Origin of the sequence: Lysinibacillus sp. NPDC097214 (genome assembly GCF_050277945.1) — a bacterium.
GTDB classification, from domain to species: Bacteria; Bacillota; Bacilli; order Bacillales_A; family Planococcaceae; genus Lysinibacillus; species Lysinibacillus xylanilyticus_B.
Genome location: NZ_JBNNSS010000007.1, coordinates 174042 through 192008, shown reverse-complemented (window position 1 = coordinate 192008; position 17967 = coordinate 174042). Strand labels below are relative to the sequence as shown.

At 34.9% G+C, this 17967-nt stretch carries 18 protein-coding genes; 12 read left to right on the top strand and 6 right to left on the bottom strand.

All coding sequences use genetic code 11. The annotated features are described in order from the left end of the window. Complete coding sequence (locus ACQKMI_RS17335) at positions 1 to 618, top strand: ABC-2 transporter permease (RefSeq protein ID WP_427490956.1); 618 nt, start codon at positions 1 to 3, stop codon at positions 616 to 618. A 47-nt stretch (positions 619 to 665) separates the two neighbouring features. Here the strand turns inward: ACQKMI_RS17335 and ACQKMI_RS17330 are convergent, their stop codons facing one another. After that, positions 666 to 2300 carry a hypothetical protein gene (locus ACQKMI_RS17330; RefSeq protein ID WP_427490954.1) on the bottom strand — a complete coding sequence of 545 codons (1635 nt, stop codon included), beginning with the start codon at positions 2298 to 2300 and terminating at the stop codon, positions 666 to 668. Positions 2301 to 2302: 2 nt separating this feature from the next. Beyond that, entirely contained in the window at positions 2303 to 3079 is a 777-nt protein-coding gene (locus ACQKMI_RS17325; protein WP_427490952.1) for an ABC transporter ATP-binding protein, read from the bottom strand. 219 nt (positions 3080 to 3298) lie between these two features. Between ACQKMI_RS17325 and ACQKMI_RS17320 the strand changes: the two genes are divergently transcribed. Beyond that, the gene (locus ACQKMI_RS17320) at positions 3299 to 4000 is read left to right on the top strand and encodes an SAM-dependent methyltransferase (RefSeq protein ID WP_427490950.1); all 702 of its coding nucleotides are present in this window, start codon (positions 3299 to 3301) and stop codon (positions 3998 to 4000) included. Between the two features lie 43 nt (positions 4001 to 4043). After that, positions 4044 to 4166, top strand: a complete 123-nt coding sequence (locus ACQKMI_RS17315) for a GrpB family protein (RefSeq protein WP_427491012.1) — start codon at positions 4044 to 4046, stop codon at positions 4164 to 4166. 485 nt (positions 4167 to 4651) lie between these two features. Here the strand turns inward: ACQKMI_RS17315 and ACQKMI_RS17310 are convergent, their stop codons facing one another. Then, positions 4652 to 4876, bottom strand: a complete 225-nt coding sequence (locus tag ACQKMI_RS17310) for a hypothetical protein (protein ID WP_427490948.1) — start codon at positions 4874 to 4876, stop codon at positions 4652 to 4654. 624 nt (positions 4877 to 5500) lie between these two features. Beyond that, entirely contained in the window at positions 5501 to 6088 is a 588-nt protein-coding gene (locus ACQKMI_RS17305; protein ID WP_427490946.1) for a hypothetical protein, read from the bottom strand. 205 nt (positions 6089 to 6293) lie between these two features. Here ACQKMI_RS17305 and ACQKMI_RS17300 point away from each other — a divergent pair, with 205 nt between their 5' ends. The 4 genes from ACQKMI_RS17300 (at position 6294) to ACQKMI_RS17285 (ending at position 10649) form a co-directional block, all read left to right on the top strand. Beyond that, complete coding sequence (locus tag ACQKMI_RS17300; RefSeq protein ID WP_427490944.1) at positions 6294 to 7166, top strand: helix-turn-helix domain-containing protein; 873 nt, start codon at positions 6294 to 6296, stop codon at positions 7164 to 7166. A 499-nt stretch (positions 7167 to 7665) separates the two neighbouring features. Continuing rightward, positions 7666 to 8013 carry a hypothetical protein gene (locus ACQKMI_RS17295; RefSeq protein WP_427491010.1) on the top strand — a complete coding sequence of 116 codons (348 nt, stop codon included), beginning with the start codon at positions 7666 to 7668 and terminating at the stop codon, positions 8011 to 8013. Positions 8014 to 8287: 274 nt separating this feature from the next. Further along, on the top strand, positions 8288 to 9736 hold the full coding sequence (locus ACQKMI_RS17290) for a PLP-dependent aminotransferase family protein (protein ID WP_427490942.1): 1449 nt from the start codon (positions 8288 to 8290) through the stop codon (positions 9734 to 9736). 4 nt (positions 9737 to 9740) lie between these two features. Further along, entirely contained in the window at positions 9741 to 10649 is a 909-nt protein-coding gene (locus ACQKMI_RS17285; RefSeq protein ID WP_427491008.1) for a D-alanine--D-alanine ligase, read from the top strand. Positions 10650 to 10883: 234 nt separating this feature from the next. On the opposite strand, the gene ACQKMI_RS17280 is transcribed toward ACQKMI_RS17285, so the two are convergent. Further along, complete coding sequence (locus ACQKMI_RS17280; RefSeq protein ID WP_427490940.1) at positions 10884 to 11723, bottom strand: YitT family protein; 840 nt, start codon at positions 11721 to 11723, stop codon at positions 10884 to 10886. 374 nt (positions 11724 to 12097) lie between these two features. Between ACQKMI_RS17280 and ACQKMI_RS17275 the strand changes: the two genes are divergently transcribed. Together ACQKMI_RS17275 and ACQKMI_RS17270 are read left to right on the top strand one after the other, a co-directional pair. Beyond that, positions 12098 to 12538, top strand: coding sequence for an SRPBCC domain-containing protein (locus ACQKMI_RS17275; protein ID WP_427490938.1), 441 nt, complete (start codon positions 12098 to 12100; stop codon positions 12536 to 12538). A gap of 155 nt (positions 12539 to 12693) precedes the next feature. Further along, on the top strand, positions 12694 to 13263 hold the full coding sequence (locus tag ACQKMI_RS17270) for a cupin domain-containing protein (protein ID WP_427490936.1): 570 nt from the start codon (positions 12694 to 12696) through the stop codon (positions 13261 to 13263). 64 nt (positions 13264 to 13327) lie between these two features. Here the strand turns inward: ACQKMI_RS17270 and ACQKMI_RS17265 are convergent, their stop codons facing one another. Beyond that, a complete protein-coding gene (locus ACQKMI_RS17265) occupies positions 13328 to 14797 on the bottom strand; it encodes a serine hydrolase domain-containing protein (RefSeq protein ID WP_427491006.1) in 1470 nt (489 codons plus the stop codon). A 223-nt stretch (positions 14798 to 15020) separates the two neighbouring features. Here ACQKMI_RS17265 and ACQKMI_RS17260 point away from each other — a divergent pair, with 223 nt between their 5' ends. The 3 genes from ACQKMI_RS17260 to ACQKMI_RS17250 all read left to right on the top strand — a co-directional run bounded on the left by ACQKMI_RS17260 (position 15021) and on the right by ACQKMI_RS17250 (position 17953). Next, a complete protein-coding gene (locus ACQKMI_RS17260; protein WP_427490934.1) occupies positions 15021 to 15545 on the top strand; it encodes a GNAT family N-acetyltransferase in 525 nt (174 codons plus the stop codon). A 540-nt stretch (positions 15546 to 16085) separates the two neighbouring features. After that, the gene (locus tag ACQKMI_RS17255; protein WP_427490932.1) at positions 16086 to 16628 is read left to right on the top strand and encodes an NADPH-dependent FMN reductase; all 543 of its coding nucleotides are present in this window, start codon (positions 16086 to 16088) and stop codon (positions 16626 to 16628) included. Between the two features lie 386 nt (positions 16629 to 17014). Further along, entirely contained in the window at positions 17015 to 17953 is a 939-nt protein-coding gene (locus ACQKMI_RS17250; RefSeq protein WP_427490930.1) for a ring-cleaving dioxygenase, read from the top strand. The last annotated feature ends 14 nt before the right edge of the window (positions 17954 to 17967 follow it).

Sequence of the window (17967 nt, the reverse complement as noted above, 5' to 3'; positions counted from 1 at the left end):
ATGTTTAACCTTGTACTTAAGGATATTATAATACAAAAGAAATTGATTCTATTTTACATTGCGACTATCATACTTTATTTAGTGGCAGATATTTCATCCCCAATATTAATAGGATTTGTTTATAGTGTAGTATTTATATTGAGTGCTTTTTCTTATGATGAAAAAGATAACGCGAATATTCTGCTTAATTCACTACCGTATACGAGAAAGGAAATTGTTAGTTCAAAATATATAGGTTCGCTGATATTTGCAACAATATTTATATTCATCGTTTATGTCGGTAATTTCCTCTTGAATGGAACAGAAGTGTTGTTTATATGGAAGGAAATGTTGCTTATTTTTGGCCTTGTTATGATCGCTATTTCATTTTTGTTACCAATTGCGTATAAATTTAAAACGCAATATTTTATGATTGCATCAGGTGCTTTATTTGGTATCTATATGTTAATAATTAATACCTTTATTCCTGATTTTAATGATAAATTAAGAGTGTTAATACAAAAGTTCATGACTCTACAAGAAACGCAAATGTATCTCATAGCTATTCTTACAATTGTAATATTGTATATTGGGTCGTGGCTACTATCTATTCGTATATATGAGAGAAAAGCTTTTTAAAATTTTTTTGAAAAAGTTCTCAGAAGAAAAACGGCATGAGCCTAGACTCATGCCGTTTTTGTATGCTTAAACGCAAGTTTCCATAGTATAAAATTCGTGATGACAAGCACGAGTAAGTAAATGATTACACCATAAGAAATATGAGCTACCATGACGTAATGCAGTCCCGCCAGAACACCTAAAGGGAGAAGCAATATAAACGTTTTCCAGCTCTGGGCATCGCCAACTTCATTATAAGGCTTTGTGAAAGGAATCTTACTTCCGATGCCGAGGTAACAAATGACGGTGTACATGCAGCTTGCTACTAAAACAGTCAGTAAATCAGGGATTATTCTCATACCATAAATGAAGCAGAAAATGATGCTCAGAACAATATACAATGGAATATACAATTTAATCAAAAATGCTTTTAAGCTACCTTTTTTTAAGTTTGTATAATCTTTGATTGGAAAGACTTTATAAATCCAAGCTGCTTTATATTTTCCTGAATGCCCGAGCAAAAGCACAGCTGTCGGAATAATTAGCATGCTGAAATAAATATTTAAATAGCCCATGCTATCGGAATAATCAGTAGCTTCGTACCTTGAAAAAGAAAACATAAAAATAAATGGAATGACAAATGAAAACCCTAAAGACGGATATACTTTCAGTTTAAACTCTCGCTCCTGTTTCATCATAAGGGAGGCGAAGCGGTAAAAAGCTCTTTCTTCATTCGTTCTACAAATGATTGTTAACAAAAGCGTCTTAAGTCGATTGTTCTTTTCTTTTTTCGATTTGCTAGTGTTTAATAGTTTTTGCAGATTACGTTCAAAGGTTGGAATTAGCTTTAGGTAAAGCCATATCGAGATGATTGGCATGACGACAGCTAAAATACTGAATATCACTGTAAATAAAGAGACATCACCGTTTAGCAGTAACTCATAAGGAGCGGCAAACCACATAGGAATAAGAAAAACACTCCACCAATGAAATGTTACGACCATATCAAAATTGACGAATTCAAAGGATCTAATAAGAACTTGATAGCCAATCATCAGCATTAATGATAAGCCAATTTGAACATAATTGATGATATCTTTCAGCTTTTCTCCATCAAAGAATCTTAAAATAGCGATATATAAAACAGCAGTTAAAACGACAATAAAAATATTAATTAAGACTAGTAAGAGCAACGTTACAATAAAGAATACAATTCCTTGTCTGAATAGGCCAACTACTAGAGAGATGGATGTAAAAGCAATCGTTAAATACGTCAAGTAGATGAAAATATGCATAAACTTGGCTGCATTGATCGTTCTAGCAGAGATAGGCTTGGTCGAGAGAATGCTTCTGTCCCGTACATCCAAAAGTACGGAAGAAAAATCAGAAATCAATGTTGTCATGATGATAAAAATAATCATGGCATAAGCAATACTCATCTGGAAAATATAGTTTTGACCAAATCCCATAAAAGGAATTAACATAAGCCCAAATAAAACATAAATCCATAAAGATTTGATGTAGCCGTATTTTTGCTCTTCCTTGTTTTTATTTGATGCTTGGTTAAATATTGTCGGTACTTTACGCTCATCCATTGTTAGTTTAATATGGAGGATCTTTCTCATGATTTCGTAATCGACGCCCATTTTTACAAAAATAAATTGAATTTTATCAAGCACTTGTAGGATTTTGAAATCTTTCATGCTCATACCTCTTGTACAATAGAAACGAATTTCTCACCAATTTCCTGATGATCATGGAAGCCTGTCAATTGGTTGAAAATCCTTTCCAGAGTGCCTTCAGTATTGTCTGCCTGTAGTTGGGCAAATGTCCCGTCAGCAGCGATTTTTCCATCATTCAACAGGATGATACGACTACTGATTTTTTCGACGACATCCATGATATGAGAGGAATAAAATATTGTTTTTCCTTGGGCAGCCAGTTGAGTCAAAATTTCTTTGAAAATCATCACACTATTCGCATCTAATCCATTGATCGGCTCATCTAAAAATAACAAGTCGGGATTATGTATCAGGCTAGCAATAATTAATAGCTTTTGCCGCATCCCTTTTGAATAAGAAGATATTCTAGAATGATACGCTTCTCCAACACCGAACAATTCCATTAAGGATTTTGATTTATCAGCAACAACCTCTAATTCAAGGCCATAAAGCTGGCCGATGAAGGTTAAATACTCATAACCCGTTAAATTATCATAAACGTCTGCTATTTCCGGTACATAGCCAATTCTTCGTTTATATTCAATGCTGTCTTTGCCGATATTCTCCCCAAAAAGCTTAATTTCTCCATCGTAATCACCTTCAAGCCCTAAAATGATTTTGACAGTCGTACTTTTACCGGCACCGTTCGGACCGATATAGCCAATGATTTCTCCCCTTGAGACGTGCAAGTCGATCCCTTTTAAAATTTCTTTGCTACCATAACTTTTCGTCAAATTCGTAATCGTCAAGATTTCTTCCATGTTGCAACTCCTTTCTGTTGATTCACTTTATCTTATGTATAGTGTAATTGATTTAGAGAAAATATCCATAACTATAAAGTTTTATTTAAAAATGTATAAATACCCTTTTTTCGAAATCGCATCGGTTAATTTCCAGTAGCGACCAACTTTGCTTTATAATTAATGGATAGAATATTTTGTTTTTTTGAAAATAAGGCAGGTGCAAAATGGAGGCGTAAAATGCTAATCAAATCAAATGAACAATTGCTAGTTGTATTAGATGATTTATTACGTGAACCACAGAAATTTTGGAATGAATTTTATGATCAAACATTCAAAAAGACACCCTTTTTTGTTAATAAACCTGATGAAAACTTAGTAAGCTATTTAGAAAAAATGATGATTCGTCCAAATAAAGTTTTAGAGTTAGGTTGTGGTGCAGGTCGAAATGCCATTTACTTAGCAAAACAAGGTTGTTCAGTTGTCGGTGTTGATTTATCGAATAAAGCATTGCAATGGGCGCAAAAAAGAGTTGATGAAGCAAACATAAGTGTAGAATTAATTTGTGCCAATATTTTTGAGTTGAATTTACAAGAAGAGAGCTTTGATTTTATATATGATTCAGGCTGTTTTCACCACATAGCACCTCATCGTCGTGTGACGTATATTGAAATGATTCATAAATTATTAAAGCCTAATGGTTACTTCGCCTTATGCACATTTGAGGAGCATGGTGTATATGGTGGTTCTGCCATTTTGGATGAAGAAGTTTATATAAAACGTACCTTAGAAGGTGGACTAGGGTATACAAAAAATCAACTAAAAGAAGTATTTCAAACATTTGAAGAAATTGAAATACGAAAAATGATAGCCATGTCTGATGAAGATCAGTTTTTCGGTTTAGAAGGATTTTTAGTAGGTTTATTTAAAAAGAACTTATGAGGGGAGAAGCGGATGGGGAAAATTAAGGTCTAACTCTCCGAATATAAACAGTAATGAATGGATTGAAAAATTACTTTTCCGTGATTATCTTAGATCACATCCCAAAGCAGCAAATGACTACGCTGCATTAAAAAATAAATTAGCGTCTAAATATCGATACGATTGATCGACATATACAAAAGAAAAAAAGCCGTATATCCAAATGATTATCCAAAAAGCTAAGATGTAAGGAATACAAGGCTTTGAGTCTAGAATTATTACTGGGAAATAATTGCGATTAATTGCTCAGGGAGTGGCGTAAGCTCAAAAATTAACAGATAATGGTCATCAGTATCTTCTGGGAATTTTCAAAGCAGGAGGAGAAAAAAACGTCTTCCTGCTTTTTTAGATTAAAAGGTTTATTGCTTAGTAACATCAAGATGTAAATAATCAGTAGGCTCAATTAAATAACTAAATTACGCGTTACTGTAGTTTGTACTTTAGGTTTACCAATTGTATATGCCTTCCAGTTACCTGTTATATCATAGTATATACCTTTGATATAAAAATCTATCTGATAGGTACAAGGTTTTGTAATGTTTGTTTCTGATTTTGTGCCTTGAGTCATTGTAACTGTTGATGATTTACTATAGGTATGTTCAAATTTATAATCTATTTCGCTAATTTTTTCTCAATGTCACTTAGTCGAGTGTTCATTTCATCCATACGTTTCTGTAATAGGATGGCATTTTGTTTTTCAAATTCTAACATTTCATCTTTTCGTTTTTCATTCTTTTTAAAAGCGTAATAAATTTTTATAATAATAACAAATGGTAGTATATATAGAGAGATTACTAAGAAGAAACCAACGATATTACTAAAAATAAGGCTAGCCATTTTCAATCCTCCTACTCTTTGTGTGGTTATTTTTTCTGAAACATTTTTTACTGTTTATCTTAATATGACTTTTTACCGATATGGATTAGATAAAGCTTCAAGAATATTCATCATCATAATTTAAATGTTTCATTTATAATTATATTATTACAGCTAAATTGCAATATCAATTTGAACACTTTTTTCGAAAACATCTCAGAGGTTTCTTTGTCTTCTGTTCGTCGGTCGGCGTTAGTCCGTTCAGCCTGTGTTGGCTAGATCTGTTAGGGGTTTCCCTTGTGGAGATAGCCAATACAGCCCGAGCAAGTTCATTGTAGATTGTCTCGCGCGAAACCTTGAGTTTTCGTGCAAGCTCGCTCTTATTAGTAATTCCAGCATTTAAGTTGCCTTGAAGTTCTCCACGTTGAAACTGTGTAAGGCGTGGTTTCTTATTCCGTGTTTTTATGTATTCTGTTCTAACATCGTATTCGAAATCCCTTCTTATTGATTGGTTTAGGAGCCTCAATAATACACGATTTCACATACGATGTTTTTATTTTTCTAAAGTGTTCAACTTGATTCTACAATTCTCCTAAAAAACAAAACGGCTATAATCATCACGATTAAAAGCCGTTTTTTCATGTGTTAATAACTATCGTAAGCAGAAACAGTAGTTGAACCGTATACTGCAGTTCCTCTAACTGTAGTCGTTGATACAACAACACCGCCAACATAATTATCACCAGCTGATAAACTAGCGTGTGTTGGATTATCTTTTGAAGATGATGCAGGGAAAGTACGTCCATAAAGTTTACCTAATTTTCCGTCCTTGCCTAAAAGTCCGTAAGCTACATGTTCGAGTTGAGCCTTAACAGTACCTTTATTCGAATTTGCTTTAACTGTACAATTATACTTATTAGAAAACGGGTTCCAATGATTAATATTGCAACTAGCTTGTACACCTACCCACACACCATTTAAAGTTTTGCTACCCGATAAAGTAGGAGAATAACTAAATATTGGCATAATGTCTGTGCTTTCTGGAGCTAAGTTACCATGTTCTAAAACGAACTCTGCATCTTCATCCGAAAGAACCTCACCTACTTCATATTCATCTGCGATACGATTCAATTCATCTGTAATTGGATTGGATTCAGAAGCGAAAGAAGAAGTAGTAAATCCTCCGATAAAAATTAAAGTCATAAATAAAGCGCTTAGGATTACTCTTTTCAATGTTAAAACTCCCTTCATATTTTTAGTGGATTTTCTAGGTATGAACTAATGTGTAAACCATGCAGCGGTATTTGTGATTATATCTTTAATTATCTCAATCATCTTGTACACCTCCATATCTTTTAAAATATAAATAAAGTATAATAAATAAAATGCAATAAAATTTAGAATATTCAAAAAAGAATAAATTAGGAGAGGATACTAGTTGAATATTGGGCGTATTATCAAACAAATAAGAACTTCTAAAGGGCTTTGTCAATCCGATATAGCCAAGTATTCTGGTACTGCACAAGGAAATTATTCGAAGTTCGAGAATGGACAAATAGAGGTACGCGCAAGTGTATTTTTAAAGATTTTAGATAGACTGGATATTTCTTTAGAGGAATACCAATATATCTCAAACGAATACAATCTAGCGTACAAAGAATCAATCCTAAAAAAATTCTTTTATATCTCTCACCATGACGAAGAATCTTTAGAAAATATCAAATGGGAATGCAAAAATTACCTTAAACATAAAGAAAGCGCGGCGATTCGCGATATAAAAACAATTTGCAAGGCATTAATATGTATTACAGGTTCAAATGATTTCCGCGAAGCAAAAAAAATAGCCTTACCGATTTGGACTAGGCTTTCGAAAAGTAACGCTCTATACTTATATGACATGTATTTTATTAATGCGATTATGTATATTTTCTCTGTTGAAGAAGCTATAAATATTCGAGCCTTTTTATTGAGAGAATACAAAAAATACAAAAAAATGCCTTATTCAAAAGCGTTAATTAGAATAGCTTATTTAAACATGTCCTTATTATTAATTGAAAACAATAAGTATGACTTAGCAAACGAGGATTTAGACCTTTGTATTAAAATATGTAAAGAAGATCGAATGTATTTGCACTTAGCGGTCTGTTATATCAGAAAAGGGATTTGTGGTAGCTGGGAAAATCATTTTGAAGCCGAAACATTGATTCAAAAAGGATTAGACATACTCGATATACTTGAAGAAAAACAACTATTACAAATAATGCTTGATGAAGTAAATAAATATAGTAAAGGATTTCAATATCTTAAATAAATAACTATAATGGATCTAGTTTGTAAAATTATAGGTAAGTAGAATTAGCATCATACGTGCTTCGTTAATAAGGAAATCATGACTTTTCATTTGTTCGTAGTTTAGAGCGTGCTAGTCAGAAAATTGATTGCATGGAAGTGGATAGGGTCTATAGCGGGCTGCACCAGTTAGGAGTGCCGAATATTCAGAAATGGAAAAAGTCATCGTCAATGACTGATATAAATGGTAAATCAGAGGATGAAATGGTTATTGAATGATCTTTAATTGCCAGATAATGAATGAGATCAAAAACATAAGGTGATATGTGGAGACGTTCAATGAAAAAGAGTCAGTGATACACCGTGGTCGTTGGAGTCAGACTGATAGAAGGGCTCAAGGCACTATAGTTTATCGACTCTCTTCTCCCAGGCCTAGTATTCAATACGGGTCCTGAAAATTCTGAAAATGACTTTGTCTTCTGTAGAATTTTGTATATGTTCGTGAATAATCTAGGAAAGAGATTATTAAGCCCATTTGGGAGCGTATTTCAAAATATGATCAGTGGTATTTGAGTGATATGTGTCTAATCAACACGATTTTATTTTTATTTCCAGTAGATATAGCTATTGAATTCACTCAAAATGTATTAAAAAGATTAAACAAATATAATAGCTTTAGAGACATAGAATTATTAAAATCTGCGTTTAATATTAATTTGTCACTGTTAGTAATAACGAACGAAGACTACTCTACAGCCCTTTCTATAATTAATGATTCATTAAGACAGTATAAAAGAAAAATGAATTACTATACTAGCTCTGCATTTTTCAAGAAAAGCTATTTGTCATTTCCATCTTGGTTACAATGACTCAACAATTTTCTTGGATAAAGCCTTTCAACTTATAAGGCTATATGAAGATGATGAATATTTCGAAAAAATTCAATTAGAATTTATTAAATTTACAACGATTCATGATCAAGAATTAAAATAATATTAGCATATAATAGGTGCAATTCTTCATTTTGAAGGGTTGCCTTTTTTATGAGCTAGAAACCATACCACTATGAAGGGAAAATACATATACTGTGGACCTTTTGAGTTAGATATGGTTATGCAAAAATAAAGCAAGGAGGTCAAGGGAATGTTTAATGATTTTAAGCTTATCGACGATCGTCCGGTTTATATTCAATTAAAAGATTATTTGAAAGAAAAGATTATGAAGGGACGCTTGCTGGAGCATCAGAAGCTTCCATCTACCCGTGAACTAAGTAAATTATTATTGGTCAGTAGAAATACGGTACTGAATGCATATGCAGATTTAGAGCAAGAGGGCATTATCTATGCAGTGAAAGGAAAGGGGAATTTTGTAGGGAAGGTTGCAACATTGAAAGCACCCTCCATCGAGCTTAAATGGAAGGAAAGGCTCAATAAAGCGACCTTATTAGCTGATGAATTAGATTTAATGAAGCAAGATATCCACTGGGAAAAAGGCATGATTTCCTTCAATAGTGTTGCCCCCGAAGAAAAGCTTTTTGATGTTGAAAATTTTAAAAGAGCCTTTCTGACCCGGATGTCCCTTGAAGGAGATATCGTTTTGAATTACGGATACGCGAAGGGTTATAAACCTTTAATCGAGTATCTTCTTCACTATATGGAAATGAAGGGTGTAGATATTTCCAATAAGGATATTTTGATTACGAATGGCTTTACCGAGGGATTGGATATTTTATTATCGTCCTTAGCAAAAAAATCTGGACGTGTTATTTGTGAAAACCCTACTCATCATGCGGCATTAAAGCTTTTTCGCTTACATGGATTTGATATCCACGGAATCGACATGAAGGATGACGGTATCGATATTGAACAAGTTGAGAAAAGCTTGTCGGAAAAGGAATTTGATTTTGCTTACTTAATCCCGTCTTATCATAATCCGACAGGCATTGTTACATCCTCTGAAAAAAGAGCTGAAATTATTAAGCTTTTTTCACAATATCAAATTCCAATTGTAGAGGATGGCTTTAATGAAGAATTACGTTATTCAGGCTCGCATTTAGCACCGCTAATGACTTTTATCGGTGAGGGCAACAATGTTATTTATATCAGTAGCTTTTCAAAAATTCTTTTTCCTGGCTTACGTGTTGGATGGATATTAGCAGATAAGGAACTCGTCCACTGTTTGGAAAGTATGAAAAGAGCTCGTACTATTCATACATCGACACTGGATCAGGCTGTACTTTATCAATATTTACAGGATGGCTATTTTGAAAAATACTTAAAAAAGGCCAAGTTCGTTTATAAGAAAAAATATGAACTAGCCCGTCAAGCATGCCATCAGTACATTCCTTTTAAGAGAATGACAGGAGATGGTGGACTTCATCTCTTTATTGAGCTAGAAGAGTGTATGAATGCTCGTACACTATTGGAAAAGTGCTATCAAAAGGGAGTTGCTTTTTATCCTGGAGATGTTTTTTACAGCAATGGCGAAGGCAGTAACACATTTCGCTTAGGATTTTCTCGGCTAACAGAAGAGGATATTGTGCGTGGTATTAAGATTATTGGAGATACCTTGAAAAATGAAATGGGGAGTTGAAAATATGAAGGTTGGCGTTATTATGGGGGGCGTTTCCTCTGAAAAGCAGGTCTCTATTATGACAGGGGAAGAGATGATTGCTCATTTAGATAAGAGTAAATACGAAGCCGTAGCTATTAAACTAAATGAAAATAACACGGCAGAGCTTATTGAAAAGGTGAGCAATATCGATATTGCTTTATTAGCACTACATGGCAAGTTTGGAGAAGATGGCACGATTCAAGGTGTACTAGAGACGTTGGGTGTTCCATATACAGGTAGTGGTATACTTTCAAGCAGTATTTGTATGGATAAAAATGTTTCGAAAAAAATTCTACGTTATGAAGGCATTGAAACACCTGATTGGCTCCATCTTTCGAGGAGCGAGGAGCTTCAGTTAAATGAATTAGATAAGATGGGATATCCGTTAGTAGTAAAGCCTAACTCGGGTGGCTCCAGTGTTGGGGTAAAAATAGTTAATGATAAAGATTCTTTACTCACTTCGATTGAGGAAGTATTCAAATGGGATGCTGAAATCATTATTGAGAAATATATAAAGGGTGAAGAAATAACATGCTCCATTTTGGACGGGGAGCTATTACCAATCATTTCGATTCGCCATACAGCGCAGTTCTTTGACTATAAGGCGAAATATGAGGATGCTGCTACGATAGAGGAGATTGTAGAACTTCCACCTACCATACATGAACGAGTTACCGAAGCGGCAAAAGGTTGCTATAAAGCATTAAAGTGTAGTGTTTATGCCCGAATCGATATGATGATCAAGGATGGAATCCCATATGTCATGGAAGTAAACACATTGCCAGGAATGACAAAAAACAGCTTACTACCAAAAAGCGCATCCTCGGCAGGCATTACCTATACGCAACTTTTAGATACAATTATTGAAACTTCCTTACGGGTTAGGGAATAAGGGGTTCATCACTAAAATTTAGAATGAACCGTGCATATAAGTTGATCTTCGTTACGGCTGGGCGACACCAGGAAAGCGGCCAGCTGGAACGGAAATCAACCACTCGCTATGGTGATAAAAGAAAATAGATAAGTACGAGTAGTTCATAGTTTCAATGGAAAAAACACCTCTATGTTGATTTTTAAAGGGGGAACGTCCCCATTTTCAACAAAAGGTGTTTTCTCAGTTGTCTAATTAAGCTTTAGATAATTCAATAAATCCATGTCCAAAGACATCTCGTACATCATGAATGGCAATAAAGGCATCCTTGTCAATTTCTTTGACAATCTTCTTTAGTTTCACAACTTCTTGTTTACTAATGACAATATACAGAATTTCTTTTTGCTCCTTCGTATAATAGCCATGACCTGATAGGACCGTCACGCCTCGATTCATAAAACCATTCACATGACTGGCAATCTCTTCTGGTTTTTTCGAAATAATCGTAACGGCTTTTTTGGGGTTCACACCTTCAATAACAAACTCCATCACCTTTGTTCCGACATAAAGCATAATAATAGTAAGCATTAATGCTTCTGCCCCGATAATAAAATAAGATGAAAAAGCAACAATTAAATCAAAAAACAATAGACCATAACTAATACTCCAGCCTAAATATTTGTTTGTCATTCTAGCTAAGATTGTTGAACCTGCTGTTGTTCCACCAACTCTTATGATTAAGCCTATGCCAACTCCAGCGAACACCCCGCCAAAAATAGTATTCACGATAATTTCATTTGAAGAAATTGACCACGATTCTGTTAAATGTAAAAAGAGTGAATGGAGAGATACGGCAATAATCGTATAAATAGTCGTCTGTCTACTTAAAAATTTATAACCAACTACTAATAAAGCTGCGTTTAGCACAAGGCTCACAATACTTGGCGACCATCCAAATAAATAATAGGCAATGATTGTTACACCTGTTACGCCACCTTCACCTAAATCATTAGGTATAACAAATAAGTTTACAGCTAGTGCAAAAAGCAGCGCGCCGACCGTAATCATTAAAAAATCCATACTGAACTTCTTCATATATACACCACCAAAACAAATTGATTATTTCCTAAATACATACTATATCAAGTTCTAGTCATTTTATATACTTTTTGGAATGTTCGTTTGTAATAAATCTATAATTGTTAGTATGTCCTTTATCAGTGGAAATATCGAATTGAAGAAATTGTTTACAAGGCTAGTATTAAACATACCTCTCGAAGTGCTTTTCTTCATTTTGGAGAATCGTAACTTATTTACACTACATTTTCAAAATATAACCTTACTAATGGCGAATTAAGAACTGTGTGGGAATAGTAAAGAAGGAAATGGGGAAATTTTAGAAAGAGTTTAACTTCTTTCAGTAAATGTTTTTGTGCCGAGCATAATTGATAAAAGGATGATGATTAATAATGAATACTGACGTAATTACCAAATTAAAAATCCATAAGCCTGCCAGTGAAGTATTTGAAGCTATTGTATCTCCAGATAAAATCGGGAGCTTTTGGTTCTCAAGTAGTTCAGAGAGATGGGAAAAAGGAAAAAAACTTACTTTAAAATATGATGAGTATAAAGCAGAGGTTGTTATTACTGTGCTTGGTATCGAGATAAATAGGACTATTGCGTTTACTTGGGGAGAAGAACATGGGAACGGAACGGTGGTTACAATTACACTTACGGGGGAGGATTCAAATACACTTATTAAAGTAGTAGAATCAGGACTTAAGGAAGAAAACCCGGACGTAATAGCAAAAATGATGGAACAAAAAGAAGGCTGGGTGTATACATTAACTTGCTTAAAGGGGTATTTAGAAAACGGAATAACTACTTTAAGAGCATCGTTAATTCATTAAGAGAATTTTGATAGATAGACCCGTTGTAATAAGTGAAATCCTTAAAGCTATCGGTAGTTCAAAGTGTTATGTCTAACGATGATGTTTGCAAATGAAGTACATTCCTTTAGCAAGTTGCATAGGATATTCTTATAATGTGTGAGAGGATTGAGAAAATGTACTACATTCCTTATTACGGAAACGTGCCTATGTATAACTATAACTATGGAGATCAGCTTGTTTATTGGACATCTCCTTATCAGGTAGGGTATGCGAACAGCGCTGAACCTTCTCGTTTTTCCAATGGTGGAAGTATTGAATTAAAAGATTATGGAGCTCAGCCACTTGTCATCGATCTTGAAAATGCGACTAAGCAAAACGATACGTATCGTACTGCTTTGTGGACAGGGAAGAATTTACAAATTACTTTAATGAGTATTAATGTTGGTGATAATATAGGTTTAGAAGTACACCCAAATGTGGATCAATTTTTATATATTGAACAGGGTGAGGGACTTGCTCAAATGGGCACAAGTAAAAATAATTTAAACTATGAAAGAAAAGTTTATGAAAATTATGCCGTAGTAGTGCCTGCTGGAACATGGCATAACGTCACGAATACAGGAAATGTTCCACTAAAACTTTATTCGATATACGCTCCACCTAACCATCCACTTGGTACGGTACATGTTACGAAAGCAGACGCTGAGGCTTCGGAAGCAGGCTATGGTCATGGTAATGAATAATCCATTTTAGATAGGATGCATTTTCCCCGATAATACAAGCATAACTACAAAAGACAACTCCTGCTCAGAGAAGTTGTCTTTTTTGTCGGCGTTTAAATGAAATATATATAGATAATAAGCCATTCAATGTTAAAAGAGTAATCATTGTTATGGTCAAAAATGCAATATCAGGAGCAAAATATCTAATAGTGTGCCAAGGTGTTCCTGTACTATAACTTAATAATGGAATTGAGATAATGGCCAAAACTAAAAGTATAAAACCGAATATACCCGACACGCCTCTTTTATTCACTTTTTTAGCTTTAACTTTTATTAGAAGATAAATAAGCATCACAAAAAGTAAACATAAAATAGTAATTGTTATGATTTGAAATGTAGGTTTATATTTAGGGACGTCAACGGGCTCTTTTCCATTTAAAATATTAATAATTCCTTGTTTCAAGTATAGAAGTGACTTTTCCTCTAATATATGACTTTTATTAGTGAGGATCACACCGCCCCAATCGGTTTCTGGTATATAAAATACTTCTGAGCGTGCGTCAGGATTTGAACCAGAATGCCAAATCATTTCTTCTTTAGATTCTGGATAGGAGATTCGTACACCAAGGCCATAATATCGAGATTTACTAGTTAGAACAAACGGTGAAATATAAAGGTTCATCGCATTTTTACTTAAAAAATTGTTTTGCTTATGTTGACTAAGTAGTCTAATATACTGCACCATATCTGTTGCACTTGCCGTTATATATCCATACGGTGTGCCTCCATTATCATAGGTGACTGCGCTTTTTACAGGGTGACCAAGCCATGATTGATAGCCAGCTAAGTATCCTCTTTCATAGGCCATGCTACTATTAGCGGCTGCATTTTTCATTCCTAATGGGGAAAATACTTGTTCTTCCATATATTCAGAGAATGTTTGATTGGTCACTTCTTCGATGAGAGCGCCAAGAATAGAAAAGTTAGCATTACTATACTGATGCTTTTCTCCAGGTGCAGCAGTCAACTTAACATTCGATAAACTCTCTACATTTTCCTTTATAGCACTCAAATCATTAGATTCTTTATCCGATATAGCTAAGCCAGAATAAGTACTTATCCCACTTGTTTGGGTAAGTAAATGTTTAATAGTTATTTGAGAAGCGGCTTGTTTATCTTTTAGGGTAAACCATGGCATATACTTTTGAACGGGATCATCTAATTGAATGATGCCTGCATCAACCAATCTCATAATGGCTAAGCCCGTTAGTGATTTACTAATAGAGCCGACTACAAATGGAGTTTCGGCAGTTACTTTTTCTTCGGATTCCCCGGTTACGCCCCACGATTTGGAGTAAAAGATATCATTTTTATGAACGATAGCAATAGATGCTCCTGGAATTCGTTGCTCTGCCAAAAAGTTTTCAACATAATTGTCTATAGTACTCTTAATGTCTTGTTCTGCGGCGGAGATTTGTGAGACTGGTAGAAACAGATTGAACGGAATTAATATTAAACATACTAATATAGCTTTATATATAGGGCTTGTTTTCATTGTTGTTTTCACCTATTTCCTTCAAAAAAATTTTCCCTTCATAATTTCATAGCTACGAGCTTTCATCCATGTTTAGAAAAAATATACACTTCTTTATAGTATATGATAGTTGTTGTGTATACTATTCGAAAGAAAGTTGTCTTTAAAGTATACGGATATTTTACATATAATTACTTTCCTTTTTACACTACTTAATCAAAAACTTTTGGGAGGATTATACGAATTGGACTTTAAACTACTCGGAGATGAAATTGAAGATTTAGTGGAGTTATTAACTCAAAACAAGTGGATTTATCATACTGATCAAAATGTGCAAGAGGAATCCGTTCGAAAAGGGTATGCAGAAGGATACTATCACAGCGATCGCGAAACGTTTTGGATCATTGATAATGAAGAAAAGGTCGGGATTATGATAATTCATGACATAAGCGATACAATCCCCTTATTCGATATCCGTTTAAGTACACATTATAGAGGAAAAGGATACGGAGTAAAAACGCTCATTTGGTTACAAGATTATCTATTTGGAGAAAAAGGTAAGATTCGTATCGAAGGTTATACGAGAGTCGATAATATCGGTATGAGAAAATGTTTTACGAAAGCTGGCTTTGTGAAAGAGGGCTATTTAAGAAATGCCTGGGAAAATGCAGATGGGACTGTAACTGATAGTATCCTTTATGGGGCAATAAAAGATGATTGGACTTTAGGTAGGGCAACACCGATTAAAATCGATGACGTACCATTTTGAAAAATAGACAAGTTAAGGACGTTGAGGAATGTATACAGAAAATGAAATGTTAAGAGCTTTAAAAGAATCCTGGTCAACTCAATCTAAACCTATTTAGGCTGGATCTACTTAGTATGTTAATCATATCCATTACTGTTTAGGTCAGCTTTTCTATTCATACTAACGGTGAGGAGCTGTTGATTTTTCACGGAGAGTGGCGACTCCTGCGGGATGAGCTTGTGCTGAAAGCCCCGCAGGAACGTAGTGACGAGGAGATTGAAGCCAAGCCCGCGGAAAGCGCCAACTCGGAGTGAAAATCAACCTTTGTTTATTGATACACATTATTCATTCTTTGCTATTTTTTTATAAACAAACTTGTTGACGCAAATTAAACCATCGTGTTATTATTATCTCGAATTCAAGATAACTAAATTCAAGATAAACGAATTCGAACCTTTTAATCCATTCAGAAAGTAAAATTTTACTTTTCTTCAGAAGGAGGAAATCATCATGGGTTTTTTAAATAGATTTTTTAGTTCAAAAAAAGAGGAGGAAAAAACAATGGCAGAATTAAATATCGGAATTATTATCGGATCAACACGTGAAGGTCGAGTAAGTCCACAAGTGGCACAATGGGTAAAAGAAATCGCAGATCAACGAGGCGATGCTAATTATACAATTATTGATATTGCTGATTACAAATTACCTTTACTAGGTGAACCAGGGCAAGATGCTTCAGGTGCTCAAGCTTGGTCAGAAATTATTGCAAAACAAGATGGATTTGTATTTATCGTACAAGAGTACAATCACTCTATTACAGGTGCTCTAAAAAATGCACTAGATTATTTACGTGAAGAATGGAATAACAAAGCTGCGGGTATTGTTTCTTATGGATCTGTAGGTGGTGCACGAGCAGCTGAACATTTACGTGGTATTATGGGCGAACTTTTAATTGCAGATGTACGTGTACATCCAGCATTATCACTATTCACAGATTTTGAAAATGGTACTGATTTTAAACCAAAAGCAGTGCAAACAGATTCTGTTAACCAAATGTTAGACCAAGTAATTCCATGGTCAAAAGCTTTATATACAATTCGTTAATCCTGTTCAACTTATTTCAGCGAGTGTCCAAACACCCACTGAAATAGAGGAACTCAGTCTAAGAACGCCACGTCCTGTGGCAACGACTGAGTGACCAACATCTTGTTGCTGCCGCTGCGTTAGCACTACGCTTTCGCACAAAAAACATCTGTTGGCCCAAAGCCTCCGGCGGATGTCACGGAATCGGAAAGGAGTTCTTAGGGGATGTTAGCCTAAAATCATCGCATCCATGCGATAACGGGTAACTGACCTGCATCCTGCAGGCCTGAGCACAAAGCCGATTTCGGACGCAATTATGCCGAGGCATAATTGATAGATTGAGGTAGAACGGTATTGGGTAAAGTATAGGTGAGAAAATACATTTAGTCATGAAAGGGCTTGTTAACATGAAAAAACATACTGCGGGTATACACCATATCACAGCTATTGTAGGGCATCCACAAGAAAACATTGATTTTTATGCTGGTATATTAGGCTTGCGTTTAGTAAAACAAACAGTAAACTTCGATGACCCTGGCACATATCATCTTTACTTTGGTAACAAAGGTGGTAAACCTGGTACAATTATTACATTCTTTCCATGGGCAAATGCTTACCAAGGTCGTATTGGTGATGGTCAAGTTGGCGTAACTACTTATGTTGTACCAGAAGGAACACTACCATTTTGGATTAATCGTCTTGCAAAATTCACTGTTCCATTCCAAAAAGCTGAACGCTTTGGTGAACAAGTATTACAATTTGATGACCCACACGGACTTCATATTGAATTAGTTGCACGTGCAGAAGGCGAATTGAATGAATGGACATTTGGTGAAGTAACTCCTGAGGTTGCAATTAAAGGATTTGGCGGTGCCACACTGTATTCAAGTCACCCAGAAGAGACAGCAAAAGTATTAACTGAAGTTATGGGTCTTGAAAAAGTAGCAACAGAAGGCGAGTATACTCGTTACAAATCCAGCGCAGATATTGGCAATACGGTAGATTTAAAAGTTGTTCCTGGTATGCGCGGTCAAATGGGCGTTGGAACAGTTCATCATATTGCCTGGAGAGCACAGGATGATGTGGATCACCTAGAATGGCAAGAGTATGTAATGAATCATGGACAACATGTAACCGAAGTGAAAGATCGTAATTATTTTAATGCGATTTATTTCCGTGAACCTGGTGAGATTTTATTTGAAATTGCGACAGATCCACCTGGATTCGCTCATGATGAAACACCTGAGACAATGGGTAGCCAATTAATGTTGCCATCTCAATACGAACAGCATCGAGAACAATTGGAAAGAGCATTAATTCCAATCAAAGTGCGTGCGCTTGATTAAAGGAGATGGGACGT

What these genes read in the sequence shown, in the direction of transcription:
- ACQKMI_RS17335 (WP_427490956.1), top strand. Translation starts at nt 1, where the DNA reads ATGTTTAACCTTGTACTTAAGGATATTATAATACAAAAGAAATTGATT.
- ACQKMI_RS17330 (WP_427490954.1), bottom strand. Translation starts at nt 2,300, where the DNA reads ATGAAAGATTTCAAAATCCTACAAGTGCTTGATAAAATTCAATTTATT.
- ACQKMI_RS17325 (WP_427490952.1), bottom strand. Translation starts at nt 3,079, where the DNA reads ATGGAAGAAATCTTGACGATTACGAATTTGACGAAAAGTTATGGTAGC.
- ACQKMI_RS17320 (WP_427490950.1), top strand. Translation starts at nt 3,299, where the DNA reads ATGCTAATCAAATCAAATGAACAATTGCTAGTTGTATTAGATGATTTA.
- ACQKMI_RS17310 (WP_427490948.1), bottom strand. Translation starts at nt 4,876, where the DNA reads ATGGCTAGCCTTATTTTTAGTAATATCGTTGGTTTCTTCTTAGTAATC.
- ACQKMI_RS17290 (WP_427490942.1), top strand. Translation starts at nt 8,288, where the DNA reads ATGTTTAATGATTTTAAGCTTATCGACGATCGTCCGGTTTATATTCAA.
- ACQKMI_RS17285 (WP_427491008.1), top strand. Translation starts at nt 9,741, where the DNA reads ATGAAGGTTGGCGTTATTATGGGGGGCGTTTCCTCTGAAAAGCAGGTC.
- ACQKMI_RS17280 (WP_427490940.1), bottom strand. Translation starts at nt 11,723, where the DNA reads ATGAAGAAGTTCAGTATGGATTTTTTAATGATTACGGTCGGCGCGCTG.
- ACQKMI_RS17275 (WP_427490938.1), top strand. Translation starts at nt 12,098, where the DNA reads ATGAATACTGACGTAATTACCAAATTAAAAATCCATAAGCCTGCCAGT.
- ACQKMI_RS17270 (WP_427490936.1), top strand. Translation starts at nt 12,694, where the DNA reads ATGTACTACATTCCTTATTACGGAAACGTGCCTATGTATAACTATAAC.
- ACQKMI_RS17265 (WP_427491006.1), bottom strand. Translation starts at nt 14,797, where the DNA reads ATGAAAACAAGCCCTATATATAAAGCTATATTAGTATGTTTAATATTA.
- ACQKMI_RS17255 (WP_427490932.1), top strand. Translation starts at nt 16,086, where the DNA reads ATGGCAGAATTAAATATCGGAATTATTATCGGATCAACACGTGAAGGT.
- ACQKMI_RS17250 (WP_427490930.1), top strand. Translation starts at nt 17,015, where the DNA reads ATGAAAAAACATACTGCGGGTATACACCATATCACAGCTATTGTAGGG.